The organism is Halomonas sp. HMF6819 (assembly GCF_044335525.1).
GTDB lineage: Bacteria > Pseudomonadota > Gammaproteobacteria > Pseudomonadales > Halomonadaceae > Vreelandella.
This window is the reverse complement of the sequence record NZ_JBIQVY010000003.1, coordinates 122,116-137,983: the sequence shown is the minus strand read 5'-3', so window position 1 is coordinate 137,983 and position 15,868 is coordinate 122,116. Positions and strand designations below refer to the sequence as shown.

Annotated in this window: 13 protein-coding genes; 4 read left to right on the top strand and 9 right to left on the bottom strand. The window is 63.1% G+C overall.

The features are described from left to right. Positions 1-124 precede the first annotated feature (124 nt). Entirely contained in the window at positions 125-1,006 is an 882-nt protein-coding gene (locus tag ACGLWX_RS10710) for an SDR family oxidoreductase (protein ID WP_252107986.1), read from the top strand. Between the two features lie 66 nt (positions 1,007-1,072). Here the strand turns inward: ACGLWX_RS10710 and ACGLWX_RS10705 are convergent, their stop codons facing one another. The 4 genes from ACGLWX_RS10705 to gmk form a co-directional block, all read right to left on the bottom strand. Further along, the gene (locus ACGLWX_RS10705) at positions 1,073-1,462 is read right to left on the bottom strand and encodes a RidA family protein (RefSeq protein ID WP_252107985.1); all 390 of its coding nucleotides are present in this window, start codon (positions 1,460-1,462) and stop codon (positions 1,073-1,075) included. A gap of 187 nt (positions 1,463-1,649) precedes the next feature. Further along, a complete protein-coding gene (locus tag ACGLWX_RS10700) occupies positions 1,650-3,782 on the bottom strand; it encodes a bifunctional (p)ppGpp synthetase/guanosine-3',5'-bis(diphosphate) 3'-pyrophosphohydrolase (protein WP_252107984.1) in 2,133 nt (710 codons plus the stop codon). A gap of 25 nt (positions 3,783-3,807) precedes the next feature. Continuing rightward, positions 3,808-4,065: a DNA-directed RNA polymerase subunit omega gene (gene rpoZ / locus ACGLWX_RS10695; protein WP_252107983.1), complete on the bottom strand. Its 258-nt coding sequence runs from the start codon at positions 4,063-4,065 to the stop codon at positions 3,808-3,810. An 88-nt stretch (positions 4,066-4,153) separates the two neighbouring features. After that, positions 4,154-4,786 carry a guanylate kinase gene (gene gmk, locus ACGLWX_RS10690; RefSeq protein ID WP_396239634.1) on the bottom strand — a complete coding sequence of 211 codons (633 nt, stop codon included), beginning with the start codon at positions 4,784-4,786 and terminating at the stop codon, positions 4,154-4,156. Positions 4,787-4,941: 155 nt separating this feature from the next. Here gmk and ACGLWX_RS10685 point away from each other — a divergent pair, with 155 nt between their 5' ends. Next, positions 4,942-5,637 (top strand): extensin family protein, encoded by a 696-nt coding sequence (locus tag ACGLWX_RS10685; RefSeq protein ID WP_252107981.1) that lies wholly within the window; start codon positions 4,942-4,944, stop codon positions 5,635-5,637. Positions 5,638-5,641: 4 nt separating this feature from the next. Here ACGLWX_RS10685 and ACGLWX_RS10680 read toward each other — a convergent pair whose 3' ends face one another. Beyond that, the gene (locus tag ACGLWX_RS10680; RefSeq protein WP_252107980.1) at positions 5,642-5,893 is read right to left on the bottom strand and encodes a hypothetical protein; all 252 of its coding nucleotides are present in this window, start codon (positions 5,891-5,893) and stop codon (positions 5,642-5,644) included. Between the two features lie 81 nt (positions 5,894-5,974). Continuing rightward, on the bottom strand, positions 5,975-7,183 hold the full coding sequence (locus ACGLWX_RS10675; protein ID WP_396239632.1) for an MFS transporter: 1,209 nt from the start codon (positions 7,181-7,183) through the stop codon (positions 5,975-5,977). A 181-nt stretch (positions 7,184-7,364) separates the two neighbouring features. Here ACGLWX_RS10675 and ACGLWX_RS10670 point away from each other — a divergent pair, with 181 nt between their 5' ends. After that, on the top strand, positions 7,365-7,976 hold the full coding sequence (locus ACGLWX_RS10670; RefSeq protein WP_252107978.1) for a DNA-3-methyladenine glycosylase: 612 nt from the start codon (positions 7,365-7,367) through the stop codon (positions 7,974-7,976). Here the strand turns inward: ACGLWX_RS10670 and ACGLWX_RS10665 are convergent. From ACGLWX_RS10665 to ACGLWX_RS10655, 3 genes are all read right to left on the bottom strand, one after another. Further along, a complete protein-coding gene (locus ACGLWX_RS10665; RefSeq protein ID WP_396239630.1) occupies positions 7,973-8,848 on the bottom strand; it encodes a pirin family protein in 876 nt (291 codons plus the stop codon). The two genes, ACGLWX_RS10670 and ACGLWX_RS10665, sit on opposite strands and share 4 nt — an antisense overlap. Positions 8,849-9,001: 153 nt before the next feature. Beyond that, positions 9,002-10,906: an alpha/beta hydrolase domain-containing protein gene (locus ACGLWX_RS10660; protein WP_396239629.1), complete on the bottom strand. Its 1,905-nt coding sequence runs from the start codon at positions 10,904-10,906 to the stop codon at positions 9,002-9,004. Positions 10,907-10,996: 90 nt separating this feature from the next. After that, positions 10,997-12,037, bottom strand: a complete 1,041-nt coding sequence (locus ACGLWX_RS10655) for a zinc-dependent alcohol dehydrogenase family protein (RefSeq protein ID WP_396239627.1) — start codon at positions 12,035-12,037, stop codon at positions 10,997-10,999. 258 nt (positions 12,038-12,295) lie between these two features. On the opposite strand from ACGLWX_RS10655, the gene hsdR reads away from it, so the two are divergent. Beyond that, a complete protein-coding gene (hsdR, locus tag ACGLWX_RS10650; protein WP_396239625.1) occupies positions 12,296-15,832 on the top strand; it encodes a type I restriction-modification system endonuclease in 3,537 nt (1,178 codons plus the stop codon). Positions 15,833-15,868 lie beyond the last annotated feature (36 nt).

Here is a 15,868-nt window from a genome sequence, read left to right as displayed (position 1 = left end):
TAGCAGGTCGTGACTCAGTGTGACGATGAACGGGACGGCAAGGACAAACAAATTCTCTTGACGATGGCATATCTCAAGAGGACTTTGTATCTAATAGGGAATATTTATCATGAGGAGTGCGCAGGTGAAACTCACTGTACTGATCATCGGCTGTGGCGATATCGGCACCACCCTGGGACGCGAGCTGGTTAGCGAAGGCCATCGCGTCGTCGGCGTGCGCCGCCATACCGATTCCTTACAGGGGACTGGCATCGAGCCCCTGGCGCTCGATCTTGCGACGCTCGACGACGCCAGCGCCTCGGCACTGCCCCAAGCCGACTACGTCATCTACACCGTCAGCGCCGACCGCTTCGAAGAGAGCGCCTATCAAAGCGCCTATCCGGACGGCTTGAAACGCGTACTTGGCGTGCTCGAACAGCACGAAACACCGCCGCGGCGTATCTTCTTCGTCTCCTCGACCAGCGTTTACGGTCAGCAGGAAGGCGAAGTGGTCAACGAGGTCAGCCCCACCGACTCGACGAGCTTCTCGGGCACGCTAATGCGCACGGCCGAGCAGGCGCTGCTGGATCACCCGCTACCGGGCACCGTCGTGCGCTTTTCCGGCATCTACGGCCCCGGCCGCGACCGGCTGATCCACCAGGTCAAGAGTGGGCGCATGGCGGCCATCACGCCAGCGATCTACTCCAACCGCATCCACCGCGACGACTGCGCCGGGATTCTCGCCCATCTGATCCAGTGTCAGGAAAGCGGCAAGCCCTTGGCCGAGCTCTACCTTGGCAGCGACTCCGAGCCCGCCACCATGCACAACGTCATGAGCTGGCTGGCGAAAGAGCTCAAGGCCACCTCGACCGAGACCATGCAGTCGCCGCTGAGACGGCGCACCAGCAAACGCTGCGACAACAGCCGCGTGCGCGAAACCGGCTACGAATTCCGCTATCCGAGCTTTCGCGAAGGCTACGCCCAGATTCTCAAGGAAGGCGGCTTTTTGACGTCCAAAAGCGCCTGATTCGCGCCTCCCTTGAGACGAAAAAAGCGAGCCCTCAGGCTCGCTTTTTTATGCCTATTCAGACGCTTAGTCGCCAATTACCATGACTGCTTCGGCTTCGACCTGGCTGCCCTTGGGCAGCGCGCGTACGCCCACCGCAGCGCGAGCCGGGAAGGGTGCTTTAAAGAACTCTTCCATCACGCGATTGACGATGGCGAAGTTATCCAGATCCACGAGATAGAGGTTGAGCTTGACGATATCGGTCAGCGAGCCGGCGGCCTCTTCGCACACCGCCTGCAGGTTGGTGAAGACTTGGCGGGCCTGAGCTTCGATATCACCGGAGACGATCTCCATGGAGCTCGGGTCGAGCGGAATCTGGCCAGAGAGATAGACCGTGTTGCCCGCCTTGATCGCCTGGGAGTACGGGCCGATGGCGGCCGGGGCCTTTTCGGTATTGATAACGGCTTTATTGCTCATGGACATGCTGCTCCTGTCATCGAAAATGGGATGGTTGAAAATCGTCGTTTAAGTTGTCGTTAAAATTGTCGTCGAAACTGTTTTTAAGAGCTGTCTTTAAAAACCGTCTTTAAAACCGTCGCTCACGCGGCCATCGAAAAAAGCGGGCCCGCCTCTGGCACTGCCAGAGGTTGCTGATGCGCGGGTTCTAGTTAGCCGTTCGGGTTATTTTACTGACGCTTGGCAGATTGCGGATACGCTTCATGATACGCGCCAGGTGCACGCGGCCCTTGACCGAAAGCGTCAGGTTCACCGTCGAAAGTTTGGCGTCGCGCTCTTCGATGCCGATGCGCTCGATATTGGCATCGGCGTCGGTGACCAGGCCCGCGAGCTCGGCCACCAGTCCCCGGCGGCTTTCGATCTCGATACGCAGCGCCACCGGGAAATCCTCGTCGATATCCTCTGACCACTGCAGCGTGAAAAGCTTCTCTGGATCGCTTTTCAGATCCACCAGGTTTCGGCACTCGTCGCGATGCACGACGATGCCCTTGCCCACCGATAGATGACCCACGACCGCATCGCCGGGCAGCGGGTGGCAGCAGCGGGCAAAGCTCAACACCATGCCTTCGCTACCGCTGATCACCACCGCGTTATCGCTGTTCTCCAGCCGGTTGATCTCGCGATTCTCGCCCTGGGCGGTATCCGCCAGCCGCCGGGCCGCCACGTAGGCCATACGATTACCCAGCCCCACTGACTCCAGCAAGGTATCAAGCGAGGAGACGTCGAGCTCCTTGAGCGCCTTGGCAAAGACCCGCTCGTCGAGCTCCTCGAGGCTCGTCTCATAAGAGGCCAGCGCCTTGTTGAGCAGCCGCCGCCCGAGCATGATCGCCTCGGACTGCTGCTGGTGCTTGAGGGCGTGGCGAATCGCCGAGCGCGCCTTGGCCGTAGAGACGAAATTGAGCCACGACAGGTTGGGCCGCGCTCCGGGGGCGGTGATGATTTCCAGCGTCTGGCCGCTTTCCAGCCGCGTGGAGAGCGGCGCCAGGTGACGGTCGATGCGACAGGCGATGCAGTTGTTGCCGATATCGGTGTGCACGCTGTAGGCGAAGTCGACCACCGTCGCGCCCTGGGGCAGCTCCATGATGTCGCCCTTGGGCGTGAACACGTAGATGTCGTCGGGGAACAGATCGTTTTTGACGTGCTCGATGAACTCCAGCGAGTCGCCGGCGTGGCGCTGCATCTCGAGTAAGCCCTTGACCCAGGCCCGCGCCCGGGCGTGGCTGCCCTCGGCGATCGGGTGCTCGGTCTGGCCGGCCTTGTAGAGCCAGTGGGCGGCAATGCCGTTGTTGGCCATCGCTTCCATCTCGCGGGTGCGAATCTGCACCTCGATGGGCATGCCGCGCTGGCCAAAGAGCGTGGTGTGCAGGCTCTGGTAGCCGTTCGCCTTGGGAATGGCGATGTAATCCTTGAAGCGCCCGGGCACCGGCTTGAAGAGGTTATGCACCACGCCCAGGATCCGGTAGCAGCTCGCCACGTCGTCGGTGATGATGCGAAAACCGAACACGTCCATGATCTCGGCGAAGGGCTTTCGCTGGTCGCGCATCTTCTTGTAGATGGAAAGCAGATGCTTTTGCCGGCCGATCACCGTGCCCTGGAGCGCTTCGTCGTCCAGGCTTTGCTGTAGCGACGACTGAATCTGGCGCATCGCGCTTCGCCGGTTGCCGCGGGCGCTGGCCACCGCGCGTTTGATCCGCTCGGCGCGCATCGGATGGATCGCTTGGAACGAAAGATCCTCGAGCTCGATGCGGATGGTATTGATCCCGAGCCGCCCGGCCACGCGGGCGTAGATCTCCAGCGTTTCGCGGGCGATGCGCCGCTTCTTGTCAGGGCGCAGCGCGCCCAGGGTGCGCATGTTGTGCAGCCGGTCGGCGAGTTTGACGATGATGACGCGGATGTCCCGCGACATCGCCAGCACCATCTTCTGGAAGTTCTCCGCCTGAGCGACGGCCTTGTCCTCGAAGGTGATCTGGGTGAGCTTCGAGACGCCGTCGACCAGCTCTGCCACCGGCTGGCCGAACTGCTCGCCAAGAGCCTTTTTTGATACGCCGGTATCCTCGATAACATCGTGCAGCATGGCTGCCATCAGGCTTTGATGGTCCATGTGCATATTGGCGAGGATATTGGCGACGGCGAGCGGGTGGGTAACGTAGGGCTCGCCGGAGCGGCGCCGCTGGCCGTCGTGGGCCTGTTCGGCGTAGTAGAAGGCGCGTTTGACCTGCTGGATCTCGTCCGAGGGTAGATAGCCGCCGAGCCGGTCGGCCAGGTCATCGATGGTGAACATGGAACGCGCCCCTTCGGTTCCGGACTCAGTCGTCGATCTGAATGCTGGGCGCAGCCGGGCGCTGGCGCACCGGCGCCTCGACCGGCTCGTCGAGCACGGTATGATCGACCAGGCCTGCGGCGATTTCACGCAGCGCCATGACCGTGGGTTTGTCGTTCTCCCAGGCAAGCTGGGCATCGCGGGAGCCGCGGGCGAGCTGGCGGGCCCGCTGGGTAGAAATCATCACCAGCTTGAAGCGGTTTTCTACGTTTTCGAGACAATCTTCGACGGTAACGCGCGCCATGGGAGCTTTCCTTTAAAAAACGACGCCGGGCCGGCTGGGCTTGAAACGACCGCCGACTCGGCAAAAATGGGTCACTGGACCCGATAGATTACTCGACCGTCGGCGCCTGTGACAAGAGCGCCTTGAGCAGCGGGGCATGGCGATGCTGCATGGCAGCACGCGTCAGCCGCTGACTGGTGATCAGCGCCTGCAGCTCGCCAAGCGCGGTGGTGAAATCGTCGTTGATCACCAGGTAGTCGTACTCGTCGAAATGGGTCATCTCATTGACCGCATCGCGCATGCGCCGCGCGATCACCGCGTGCTCATCGGTGCCGCGGTTTGAAAGGCGCCGCTCGAGCTCCGCCCTCGAGGGCGGCAGGATGAAGATCGATACCGCATCACTCATCTGCTCGCGCACCTGCTGGGCGCCCTGCCAATCGATCTCGAGAATCACATCCTGGCCGGCGGTGAGCAGATCCTGCACGGCGTGGCGCGAGGTGCCATAATAGTTATCGAACACGCGGGCGTATTCGAAAAAATCGCCGCGATTGATCATTGCTTCAAACGTCGCGACCGGGCAGAAATGGTAGTTCACCCCGTCCACTTCGCCTTCGCGCCGGCCCCGCGTGGTGTGCGACACCGATACCTGGAGGCCGTCCAGGCTCTCGATCAGCTCGCGAACCAGGCTGGTTTTCCCCGCGCCCGACGGCGCCGACACGATAAACAGCGTACCCTGGGACATGAAACGCTCCCCTCAAAAACAGTCGTTGACCCTGGCGTGCCACGCTTACCGCTCGCATGTGGCGCTAAAGCCGGGCAGTATCGCATACCTGCCGCGCGGGCTGTAGTAAAAGCCTGGGCGCGCTCAATAAGCGTTAATCACCCAAGGAGAGCGGCATGCGAGGGACGGTTTTCATTCTGGCGCTGATTGCCTTGGGTGTGGCGCTGCAAAAAGGCATCATCGAGATTCCCCGCCAGTGGGCGCCCTGGGCCCCGCTGCATATCGACGACCCGATTACGCCGGTCACTAAACTCAAGCTCAAGCGCCTGGAAGGCGACCGCCAGGGGTGTCTGGCCGCGCTCGACACCGTGCCCTCGAGCGAGCTCAACTACACGCCGGTGGCGGACTATTCGCCGACGACGAGCTGCCCGCTTTCCAACATCGTGCGTATGAATTCGAGCAGCGTGCGCTTTAACCGAAGCTTCGTCGCTTCCTGCCCCATGGCACTGGCCTGGGTCATGTTCGAGCGCCACGAACTTCAGCCCGCCGCCGCCGAGATCATGGGCAGCCGCGTTAGCCAAGTGGATCACGTGGGAAGCTTCGCCTGTCGCAACGTTTACGGAAGAGCAACCGGGCGTCGCAGTGAGCATGCCACGGCAGAAGCGCTGGATGTCACGGGATTTCGTTTTGAAAACGGCCGGCGCATCACGCTAATCAATAATTGGGACAACGAAGGCGCGGTAGGAGAGTTCTTCAGAGCGGCGCGAGATGGCGCCTGCAAAAGCTTTGGAAACGTACTGGGGCCGGAATACAACGCCGCGCATGCCGACCACTTTCACATGGGCATGCGCGGCTACGGGCTATGCCGTTAGACGATCACTCGAGGTTGATGTCGTCTTCGTCGGTCAGCGCGCCCGCCGCGGCACCTGCGCCGGCGCCAAGAATCGCGCCGCCGCCGACGCTGCCGCCGGTGGCCGCCGCGGTACCCGCGCCGACCGCCGCGCCCACGCCCGCACCGCTGGCGGTACGCTCACCGGTGGTGGAACCACAGCCGGCCAGGCCGATAGTCAGCGCGGCAATGGCGGAAAGCGTCACGATGCGCGAGGTTTTCAAAATCGGGGTATGCATGAGTCATCTCCTTATGGGGTGCACCTATATAACCTAGAAAGTTTTGTACGCCTTTGCCAGCTTTATTGCGCAAACGCCGATTTAACTCATGTTATTACTTAGCGAAGAGGCCGGGTACGTGCGTTTTTCCAGCCACCGCCCAAAAACGAAGATGACCAGCCCGCATAGCGCCAGCCCAGTGCCCACAAAGCCCGTGCTCGACGGCGTGAAACCGGCGCTGATGGCAAGCCCGGCAAGCCAGGCGCCCAGAGCGTTGGCGCCGTTGAAGGCGGCGTGATTGAGCGAGGCCGCCATGGTCTGGGCGTCCTCCGCCACGTCCATCAGGCGCGTTTGCAGCGACGGCGCCAGTGCCATGCTGGTTCCCACCAAACCGACGAACAGAAGCCCGCTCCAGACGCTGTTGGCCGCAAAGTAGTAAAGCCCTTGAATCACCGCGCACCAGATCAAAATGCGTGGGATTGCGCGCATCAGGTTCTTGTCCGCCATGCGCCCGCCTACCAGGTTACCGATGATCGAGCCGATACCGAAAATCACCAGCACCAGCGGGCCGAGTGCCTCGCTCATGCCGGCCTGGCGGGTCAGCGTAGGCATCACGTAGCTAAAGATGGAGAACATGCCGCCGCAGCCAATACAGGCGATGGCGATGGTCACCAGCACGCGCTGTTTCAAGAGCGCCGAGAGTTCTTTCACCGGGCTCGCCGTCGAATCGACAGGCTGTACGGGCACGAACAGGCGAATCAACAGCGCCGTAACGACGGCGATGACGCCCACCCCGGTAAACGCGATCTGCCAGCCGAACTGATTACCCGCCCAGGTACCCAGCGGCGCGCCGAGCAAAATCGCCACGGTCAGCCCCATCATCACCCGCGACACCGCCCGCGCCCGCTGATCTACCGGCACCGCTCCTGCGGCGACCAACGCGGCCACACCGAAGTAGGCGCCGTGCGGCAGCCCCGCCAAAAAGCGCAGCGCAACGAAGGACCAGAACTCCGGCGCCATGGCGCTGGCGATGTTACCGACGGCAAACACGAGCATCAGCAGAATCAATAAAAGCCGCCGCGGCATGCGCGCCGCCAGCGCCGAGATGATGGGTGCCCCCACGACCACGCCCAGGGCGTAGCTGCTAATGGCGTAGCCCACCTGGGGCACGGTGACCGCGAGATCCCCCGCTACCCGGTTCATCAATCCCATGATGACGAACTCGCTGGTGCCGATCCCGAAACCGCCCAGCGCTAACGCAAACTCGGCCAGCCGCGGACTCCGCGCCTGGCCTTGAGAAGACTCTTGCACACCTTGCTCCCCGGACGCTCGGCGCCCGCCTGTCGATCGCTTTGAATGGCGCGAATGATCGCAGGATTAGACGAAAGTAGAAACACGGACGGCCAAAAAGTTGGTCGTGCGCCGCCCCTTGTACGCGTGATTTGCTGCTACGTTAGAGATTCACTTCGCAACGCGTGACGGCCGCGAACCCATGACACCGGACACCATTACCCAAGCAATGAACGCGCTGGCCGCGATGGATGCGGACATCGCCCGTGCCCTGCCCCAGGTCGGCGCCCCCGCGCCGCGCCAGCGCGAGCGCGGCTTTGCCACCTTCTTCTCCACCATCGTCAGCCAGCAGCTCTCCGTCGAAGCGGCGCGCTCGATCATGAACCGGGTCAACACGCTGCTCCCGGCGCTTCACGCCAAGGCGGTGATGGAGGTAGAAGGCCAGGCACTGCGCGATGCCGGGCTCTCCTGGCGCAAGATCGAGTACGCCAAGGGCCTGGCCGAGGCGGAGCTTGCCGGCACCTTCAGCGCCGACGGCCTCGAACGGCTAAGCGATGAAGAGGCAATAAGCGCCATCACCGCCCTTAGAGGTTTCGGGCGCTGGAGCGCGGAAATCTACCTGATGTTTTCGCTCGGGCGAGTGGACGTGTTTCCGGCGGACGACTTGGCCCTGCGCGTGGCGCTGGGCCGGCTCAAGCGCCTGGACGACAAGCCCACGCCCAGGCAGGCGCGCCAAATGGTCGAACACTGGGCGCCCTGGCGAAGCGTAGGCGCGCTTTTTCTGTGGCACTACTACCGCGGCGAGCCGCTTTAGGCGTTCAAGCCACCAAACTTGCCCGCCTGGTAATCCTCCACCGCCTGAACGATCTCCTCGCGGGTGGTCATCACGAAGGGGCCGTGGGAGTAGACCGGCTCGTCGATGACCTCGGCGTGACCAAACAGCAGCCGCGCCCCCGTGGACGCTTCAATATCGAGGTGCTCGCCGTCGCGGTCGACTTCGATCAGGTGGTGTGACTTGGCCGGCTCGCCGCCCACGCTGACATCGCCGTTCACCACGTAGAGAAACACCTGGCGGCCAGCCACGACGGGTAGCGTTACGCGACTGCCGGCGGGAAGCGTCAGCGTCGACATGAACACGCCGGTTAGCGTCTCGACCGGGCCTTGGGTTTCTTCCCACTCGCCGGCGATCAGATTCAGCTCGCCGCCGCCGGCAAGCGCTACGCGGGGAATATCACCCTGCTGCAGGCCGACGTAGTGCGGCGCGCTCATCTTGAGTTTCGAGGGCAGGTTGATCCAAAGCTGCAGGATCTCCAGCGGCCCACCGTCGCGCTTGAATTCCGGCGGCGATACTTCGGCGTGCACGATGCCGCTACCCGCGGTCATCCACTGCACGCCGCCTTCATGGATTACGCTCTGATGGTCGGTGCTGTCGGCATGGGCAAGCGAGCCTTCCAAAATGAACGTCACCGTCTCGAAGCCGCGGTGCGGGTGCGGCCCGAACGGCAGCCCCTGGTTGTTGGCCGGGTAGGTCTGCGGGCCGTGGTGGTTCAAAAATAGAAACGGATCGAGCTGATCGAGCCCGGGCCCCGGCAGTGGGCGCCGGGTGGTGAGATCGCCGATATCGTCGCGGTGCGCCGGGTGCTGTTGGATCACGCGGCGCGCGGAGGGGGAAGTCGATGCAGGCATGTCGTGCTCCTTGGTGCAGAATGCCCACAGCTTAAAACCCGGCACCGCGATTGAGGAGCGAATAATTTCCACAGGGTGATTGAAGGAAATCGACCCAAGTCGATCGGCCCTGCCTGGCCCGATCATGGGCCAGGTAGGGCCGGAAGGCGGTACTTATCTGGCCGGCGCGCTGTCCATCACCAGCTCGCGATCGCTTTCGAGCATGAACCCGGCCGCCACCAGCTCGTCGACAGCGGTGCTCAAGGCGCTCTGGTACGCCTGCTCCATCGGGTAGCGAGCCGTCGCTGATGGCCGGGTATCGCCTTCGTCATCGAAGGCAATGAAGCTTCCGGTCACGCCGCAAAGCTGCCCTTCGGCGAAGCCTTCGTCGCGCAGGTTCCACCCCAGATAAGTGCCCAGCGGCGCTGCGACATAGGGCTGGCGGATACCGCCCTGGTCGATGCCGTCCGCGTCCACGGCGGGTACCTTGACCGTATAGCGCTCGCCGGCCACCGGCGGCAGAACGTCGTGGTCGATCACCGCCAGCTCGTTGACCGGGGGCGTCAGCGTTTCACCCTGTAGCGGCGGCAGTGTCAGCGCCTCAAGATCGATCAGCGGCTCGTCACCGGCCAGGCCCGGGAAGCGGCTAGCCGGGGGCTCGCGGCCTTCGGACACCCACGCGTCAAGGGCGACGACCAGCGCGCGCATGCTGGGCGCGACGCTGAGCGGGTTGCTCGGAAAGCGGCAGGTGTCGACCGCCTTCGGCGTGGCGCCCCAAGGGCTGAAATGCTGGGCACCGGGGAAGAAGTAGAGGCGCACGTCGTCGGGCATACGCAGCGCCTCGCCGTTTGGCGCGGTGGACACCAGCGACGAGCGCGCCTGCCAGAACTCGGTCGAGGTATCCGTATGCATCAATTGGGGGCAGGTATCGGTTGCCCGGCAGGCGGCGAATACGCTGTCACGTTCACCATCCAGGTCCTCGGTTTCCACGTAGCTAAACGGAAATTGATCGCCGGTGACGTCGTGATCCTCGTGCTGGCGCGAGTAGCGCCCGGGCTGGGCGAAGCGAGCGTTGGTAAACGTCTTTCGTGACCCGGCGATATGCGCCATGGCGCCGTCGAAAACGCGCTGGCCTTGGGCGTCCGCATTGAAGCCCTGATAGATGAAGTCGCGCAAGAAGCGCCCGGACTGGGACACCCCGAGCGCCAGCGTATGCTGGACGCCCTCCAGCGGCGAGGTGACATCGTGCCCCGGCGCGCCGCGCAGAAACGAGACGAGATCGCTCGTGGCGAGCATGCCCAGCCCGCTGGGCCGGGACTCACGGGCGGTATAGATGAACTCATAGATGGCGCCCCCGTCCATATCGGCGGGGCGCTGAATCTCGATGTGCTGATCGTCCAGATAGCGATAGGACGACGGCTCGACAGCGCGACGCGGCTCACCGGCGCTCGGCCGCACCGTCAGCGTCGCATCATTGGGGTCCTGGCTGACGGCAGGATAGCTGAGCGCCGCGACGCTAACCGCTTCGTCATCATCGAAGATGAACTCCTCCCGCGAAGGTCCCGTTACCCCCTGCGCGATGGGCAGATCGATTCGAATCGACGCGTCATCCAGCCCCACTTGCCAGCCGCTCCAGACCAGCGTGTAGCCCTGCTCCATCAAAAAGCCGTCGCCGGGCTCGTCAAGGCTGAACCCGCTGGCGGGCTGGGAAAGGTTGAACAGCGGCAGCGCCAGATTCCGACCCCGGTTGGGCACGTCATACAAGAGTGTCATCGAATCCTGGTCTACGGGGCGAAGGATCGACACCTCGGTGCTGAACGTGACCTCGCCGCGCTCGTCGACAGCCGCCTTGTCGAGGTCGACCACCGCGCGGGCACGCGGGCTTTGCGGGTCGATGGCGAAATGCGCCACCGCATCGATGCGCTCATAACGCCCGGCATCGCCGAACGCTTGGCTTTCATAGGCATCGCCCGTATCGACCACCTCAAAGCCCGTCACCCTCGCCTGCGCGGTGAACTCCACGCCCAGCGCCCCCACCAGCGCCATCGAGGCGAGCCCCGCCCGTTTCGTGATTGCCATTGCCCGCCCCTTCATGAAGATTGATAGTGTGTTGTTTATTATCATTTTTGAGGGTGGCCAAGGCTATTGGCTTTTAGTAACGGACGGGATTCAGAATTGGGTGACCACCGTCACTCCGGCGCTTTCGAACTTGTCCATGCTGACCAGTGCCTCGATGGATTGCTCAAGGGTAATGCGTCGGCCGATCAGCCGCTCCGGGGTGAGCTTGCCGGATTCGATCATCGCCATCATGTCGCCATAGCGGTGCGCCTGCATGCCGTGGCTACCGAAGATCTCGAGTTCGTTGGCAATTACCTGACTCATGGGGATCGCCGGAGTGCTGTGGTCGGCGAGCATCAGGCCCACCTGAACATGGCGGCCGCGCTTGCGCAGATTGCCAATCGAGTTGAAGCAGGTGGTGGGGTGGCCCAGCGCATCCAGCGAGACGTGGGCACCGCCCCGGGTGATCTCCCTGACCGCCTCGACGACACTGACCACCTCGCCCGCGTTCACGGTGGCCACCGCACCGAGTTTGTGGGCCAGCGTCAGCGCATCCTCGGAGATATCCACCGCCACCACATTGGCGCCGAGCGCAGTGGCGATCATCACCGCCGAGAGCCCCACGCCGCCGCAGCCGTGCACCGCCACCCACTGGCCCGGCGCCGCGCGGCCCTGGTCGACCACCGCGCGAAACGAGGTCACGAACCGACACCCCAAACTCGCCGCGGTGGAGAAATCGAGCGTTTCGGGTAACGCCACCAGATTCACATCGGCGTAGTGAATGCTTACATACTCGGCAAACGACCCCCAGTGGGTAAAGCCTGGCTGAAATTGGCTATCGCACACCTGGTGATTGCCCGAATGACACTCCGGGCAGTGGCCACACCCGCCGACGAACGGCACCGTCACCCGGTCGCCGACACGCCACCGGGTCACATCCTTGCCCACCGCCTCGACGGTACCGGCCAGCTCGTGACCGGGCACGTGGGGTAGCACGACATCCGAGTCGTGGCCCATCCAGGCGTGCCAGTCGCTGCGGCACACCCCGTTGGCCATCACCTTGACCACCACGCCGTGGGGTTCCGGCGCCGGGTCGGCCACCTGCTGAATAGACAGCGGGATGGCAAAGTGCTCGATTACTACGGCTTTCATGGGTTACTCCTGGGCATGCTTGAACCGCCCCAATATAACCAGCCACGCCTGAAATTACTTTTCCGATCGATGTACACGGATCTACGTGTTGCAAGATGAGCCCGCTGGAGAGCCCGGGTCCCGTTAGTGCCACCGGCTAACGTTGTCTTAACCTATTGGGCGGGTTTGATTAGTATGCCGGTATAGTACGGCCAAACCATGAAGAGCCTGGATACCAGAAGCCAAGAAATAAAAAGCCAAGAACGGAGCGCCCTGGGAATGACGACCGAACACGCCACCACCAACTTTGGCTTTCTGGCCGAGCACGATGCGTTACTCGCGGATCTGGCCACCGCCGCCGAGCGTGCTTTCGCGGGCGACCCCAACACCACGCTGATCAAGCTGCGCCAGCTCGGCGAGGCGCTTGCACAACACATGGCGGCAGCCTCCGGCGTGGAGTTCGACCGGCAAACCAGCCAGGCCGACCTACTCTACCGCTTGAACCGCGAGCTGCGCCTGGAACCCCAGGTCAAGGAGCTGTTTCACACCCTGCGCATCGAGGGCAACAAGGCCACGCACCAGTTCCGCACCCGCCACAAGGAAGCAATGGACGGCCTGCGGCTTGCCCGCGAACTGGCCATCTGGTTCCACCGCTCCTTTGGCAAGGCAGGCACCGCTTTCAAGCCTGGACCCTTCGTGCCGCCCGCCGACCCGAGCGCGCAGTCGCGCCAGCTTCAAGCCGATATTGAAAAGCTCCGCCACGAGCTGAAAAGCGCCAACCTGGCGCTGGACAGCAGCCAGCAGCTCAGCCAGCTGGTCGAACAGGAGAAGCAGGAGTTTGAAGCACTGGCCTACGCCATGGACCAGGAAGCGCAGACGCTAAGCCAGCAGGCCCAGCAAAACGAACAGGCGCTGAAGGCTCAACGCCAGGCCTACGAGCAGAAAATCCAGGCGCTTCAGCAAAAGCTCGACGCGCAGAGTGAGCAGCAAAAGAGCCAGCAGCGCCAGAAAGTCGCCAGCCAGACCCAGGCCGCCAGCCAGTCACTGGAACTCAGCGAAGAGCTCACCCGGCTACTGATCGACAAGCAGCTCAAGCAAGCCGGTTGGGAAGTCGATAGCCAGGAACTCACCTACGCCAAGGGCGCGCGGCCCGAAAAAGGCACCTACCGCGCCATCAGCGAGTGGCCCTGCCTGCCCAGCAGTGGCAAACCTACCGGCAAGCAGGACCAGGCCGACTACGTGCTGTTTGTGGGGCTGACGCCGATGGCCGTGGTCGAGGCCAAAAAAGAGAACGTCAACGTCGCGGGCAAGATCGAACAGGCCGAACGCTACAGCAAAGGGCTGGTCATCGCGCCACCGCTGGTTGGTGCCTGGGAGCTTGCCGGGCGCACCATTGCCTGGCCCACCGATGACGAAGCCCACTACAAGGTGCCTTTCGTCTACTCCTGCAACGGCCGCCCTTACGTGCCGCAGCTCAAGGAGCAGTCGGGCACCTGGTTTCGCGACGTGCGCGAGCCAAGCAATCTGCGCCGCGCTCTGCCCACCTTTCATACCCCGGGTGGGCTGGTAAACAAGCTCGAACGCGACCGGCGTAACGCCGAAAAGCTGCTGCACAGCGAACCCTTTGGCTATTTGGACCTGCGCGACTATCAGCAGAAAGCCATCGCCGCGACCGAGCAGGCGCTGGCGCGCGACAAGCGCACCGCCCTGCTGGCCATGGCCACCGGCACGGGCAAGACCCGCACCATCATCGGCCTGATGTATCGCTTTCTGAAAACCGAGCGCTTCCACCGCATTCTGTTTCTCGTCGACCGTACCTCCCTTGGCGACCAGGCGACGGACGCCTTCAACGAAGCGCCGCTGGAGCAGCACCATACGCTCTCGAGCATCTACAACGTCGCAAGGCTCGGCGACATGGTGCCAGAGGCCGAAACCCGCGTGCAGGTGGCCACCGTGCAAGCCATGGTGAAACGCCTGTTCGCCAGCGACGCGCCGCCGCCCATCGACCAGTTCGACTGCATCATCATCGACGAAGCCCACCGCGGCTACACCCTTGACCAGGAGATGACCGAGGGCGAACTCGCCACCCGCGACCCGGCCCAGTACCTGTCCAGCTACCGCCGCGTGCTGGAGCACTTCGACGCGGTGAAGATCGCACTGACCGCCACCCCGGCGCGGCACACCAGCGAGATTTTTGGCAAACCGGTCTACACCTACTCCTACCGGGAAGCGGTGGCCGACGGCTGGCTGATCGACCACGAGCCGCCCATCCGCTACGAAACGCTGTTGACCCAGCAGGGCATCCATTTCGACAAGGGAAGCGCGGTCGAGGTGATCGACCCGCGCACCGGCGAAGTGGACACCACCGAGCTCGACGACGAGCTCGACTTCGAGGTCGACGCCTTCAACCGCCAGGTGATCGCCCCCGACTTCAACCGCGTGATCTGCGAGCAGCTCGCTCGGGAGCTGGACCCGTTTGGCGACGAGAAAACGCTGATCTTCTGCGCCACCGATTTCCACGCCGACATGGTCAAGAACGAGCTGGATAAGGCCTTCAAAGCGCGTTACGGAAAGAGCTACCACCAGGCCGCCGTGGCCAAGATTACCGGCAAGAGCGACAAGGTCAGCCAGCTCATCCGTCGCTATAAGAACGAGCGCCATCCCAACATCGCCGTCACCGTTGATCTGTTAACCACCGGCATCGACGTGCCCAGCATCTGCCATCTGGTCTTCATGCGCCGGGTGCGCTCGCGCATTCTGTTCGAGCAGATGATCGGCCGCGCCACCCGCCGCTGTGACGACATCGGCAAGACCGTGTTCACCCTCTACGACCCGGTGGATATCTACGCGGCCCTTGCCGAGGTCAACACCATGCAGCCGCTGGTGCGTGACCCCCAAATCAGCCTTGCCCAGTTGATGGAAGAACTCAGCGACCCGCAAACGCTTGAGACCGCTCTCCAAAGCCCTGGCGATGCCCCCGGGCGCAACCAGGCCGAGGCGGTGCTCGACCAGTTGAGCCAGAAGCTGATGCGCGTGCTGCGCAAGGCGGACGCCAAGGCGGCGCAACAGCCCGCGCTCAAGAAGAAACTTGCCGAGCTGCACGACCAGTGGGGCGTCGAACCCGGCAAGCTGCACGAACATCTGCAGACGCTGGGCCCACGCCAGGCCGCCGCGTTCTTGCGCGAGCACGGGAATCTGGTCAACCAGCTTATCGAGGTAAAAGGCCTGCTGGGCCGCGAACACATGCCGATTATTGCCGGGCACGAAGACGAAATCCGCGAACGCCACCAAAGCTACGGCGAGCACAAACGTCCGGACGACTATCTGGACAGCTTCAACGCCTTCATCAACGAGCAGCTCAACCACTCCGCCGCGCTGGCCGTGGCGGTGAACGCGCCCCGCGACCTGACCCGCGAACAGCTCAAGGAGGTCAAGCTGCTGCTCGATGGCCAGGGCTACTCCGAGGCCAACCTGCAAAGCGCGGTGCGCAACCAGACCAACCAGGACATCGCCGCGAGCATCATCGGCCACATCCGCCGCGCCGCCCTGGGCGAGCCGCTCAAACCGTTCGAGCAGCGCGTTTCCGAGGCAATGGACACGATCCTCACCCAGCACGCCTGGAACGCCAACCAGCGCAAGTGGCTCAAGCGCCTGGCCAGCCAACTGACCCACGAGGTCATCCTCGACCGCGAAACGGTCAACCAGCTACCGGCATTGGAAGGCGGCGCCAAGCGGCTGGACAGGGTGCTCGACGACCAGTTGGACAGCGTATTGGCAGAGCTGAGCGAGGCGATGTGGCCCAAGCGGCAGGCGTAAATACATGGATTTTACGTTTATCTGTATAAGTGACGC

Excerpts from the sequence above, each read along its gene's own strand:
- ACGLWX_RS10700 (WP_252107984.1), bottom strand. The coding sequence starts at position 3,782 with ATGTTCACCATCGATGACCTGGCCGACCGGCTCGGCGGCTATCTACCC.
- ACGLWX_RS10660 (WP_396239629.1), bottom strand. The coding sequence starts at position 10,906 with ATGGCAATCACGAAACGGGCGGGGCTCGCCTCGATGGCGCTGGTGGGG.
- ACGLWX_RS10685 (WP_252107981.1), top strand. The coding sequence starts at position 4,942 with ATGCGAGGGACGGTTTTCATTCTGGCGCTGATTGCCTTGGGTGTGGCG.
- ACGLWX_RS10705 (WP_252107985.1), bottom strand. The coding sequence starts at position 1,462 with ATGAGCAATAAAGCCGTTATCAATACCGAAAAGGCCCCGGCCGCCATC.
- ACGLWX_RS10665 (WP_396239630.1), bottom strand. The coding sequence starts at position 8,848 with ATGCCTGCATCGACTTCCCCCTCCGCGCGCCGCGTGATCCAACAGCAC.
- ACGLWX_RS10655 (WP_396239627.1), bottom strand. The coding sequence starts at position 12,037 with ATGAAAGCCGTAGTAATCGAGCACTTTGCCATCCCGCTGTCTATTCAG.
- gmk (WP_396239634.1), bottom strand. The coding sequence starts at position 4,786 with ATGTCCCAGGGTACGCTGTTTATCGTGTCGGCGCCGTCGGGCGCGGGG.
- ACGLWX_RS10670 (WP_252107978.1), top strand. The coding sequence starts at position 7,365 with ATGACACCGGACACCATTACCCAAGCAATGAACGCGCTGGCCGCGATG.
- ACGLWX_RS10680 (WP_252107980.1), bottom strand. The coding sequence starts at position 5,893 with ATGCATACCCCGATTTTGAAAACCTCGCGCATCGTGACGCTTTCCGCC.
- hsdR (WP_396239625.1), top strand. The coding sequence starts at position 12,296 with ATGACGACCGAACACGCCACCACCAACTTTGGCTTTCTGGCCGAGCAC.
- rpoZ (WP_252107983.1), bottom strand. The coding sequence starts at position 4,065 with ATGGCGCGCGTTACCGTCGAAGATTGTCTCGAAAACGTAGAAAACCGC.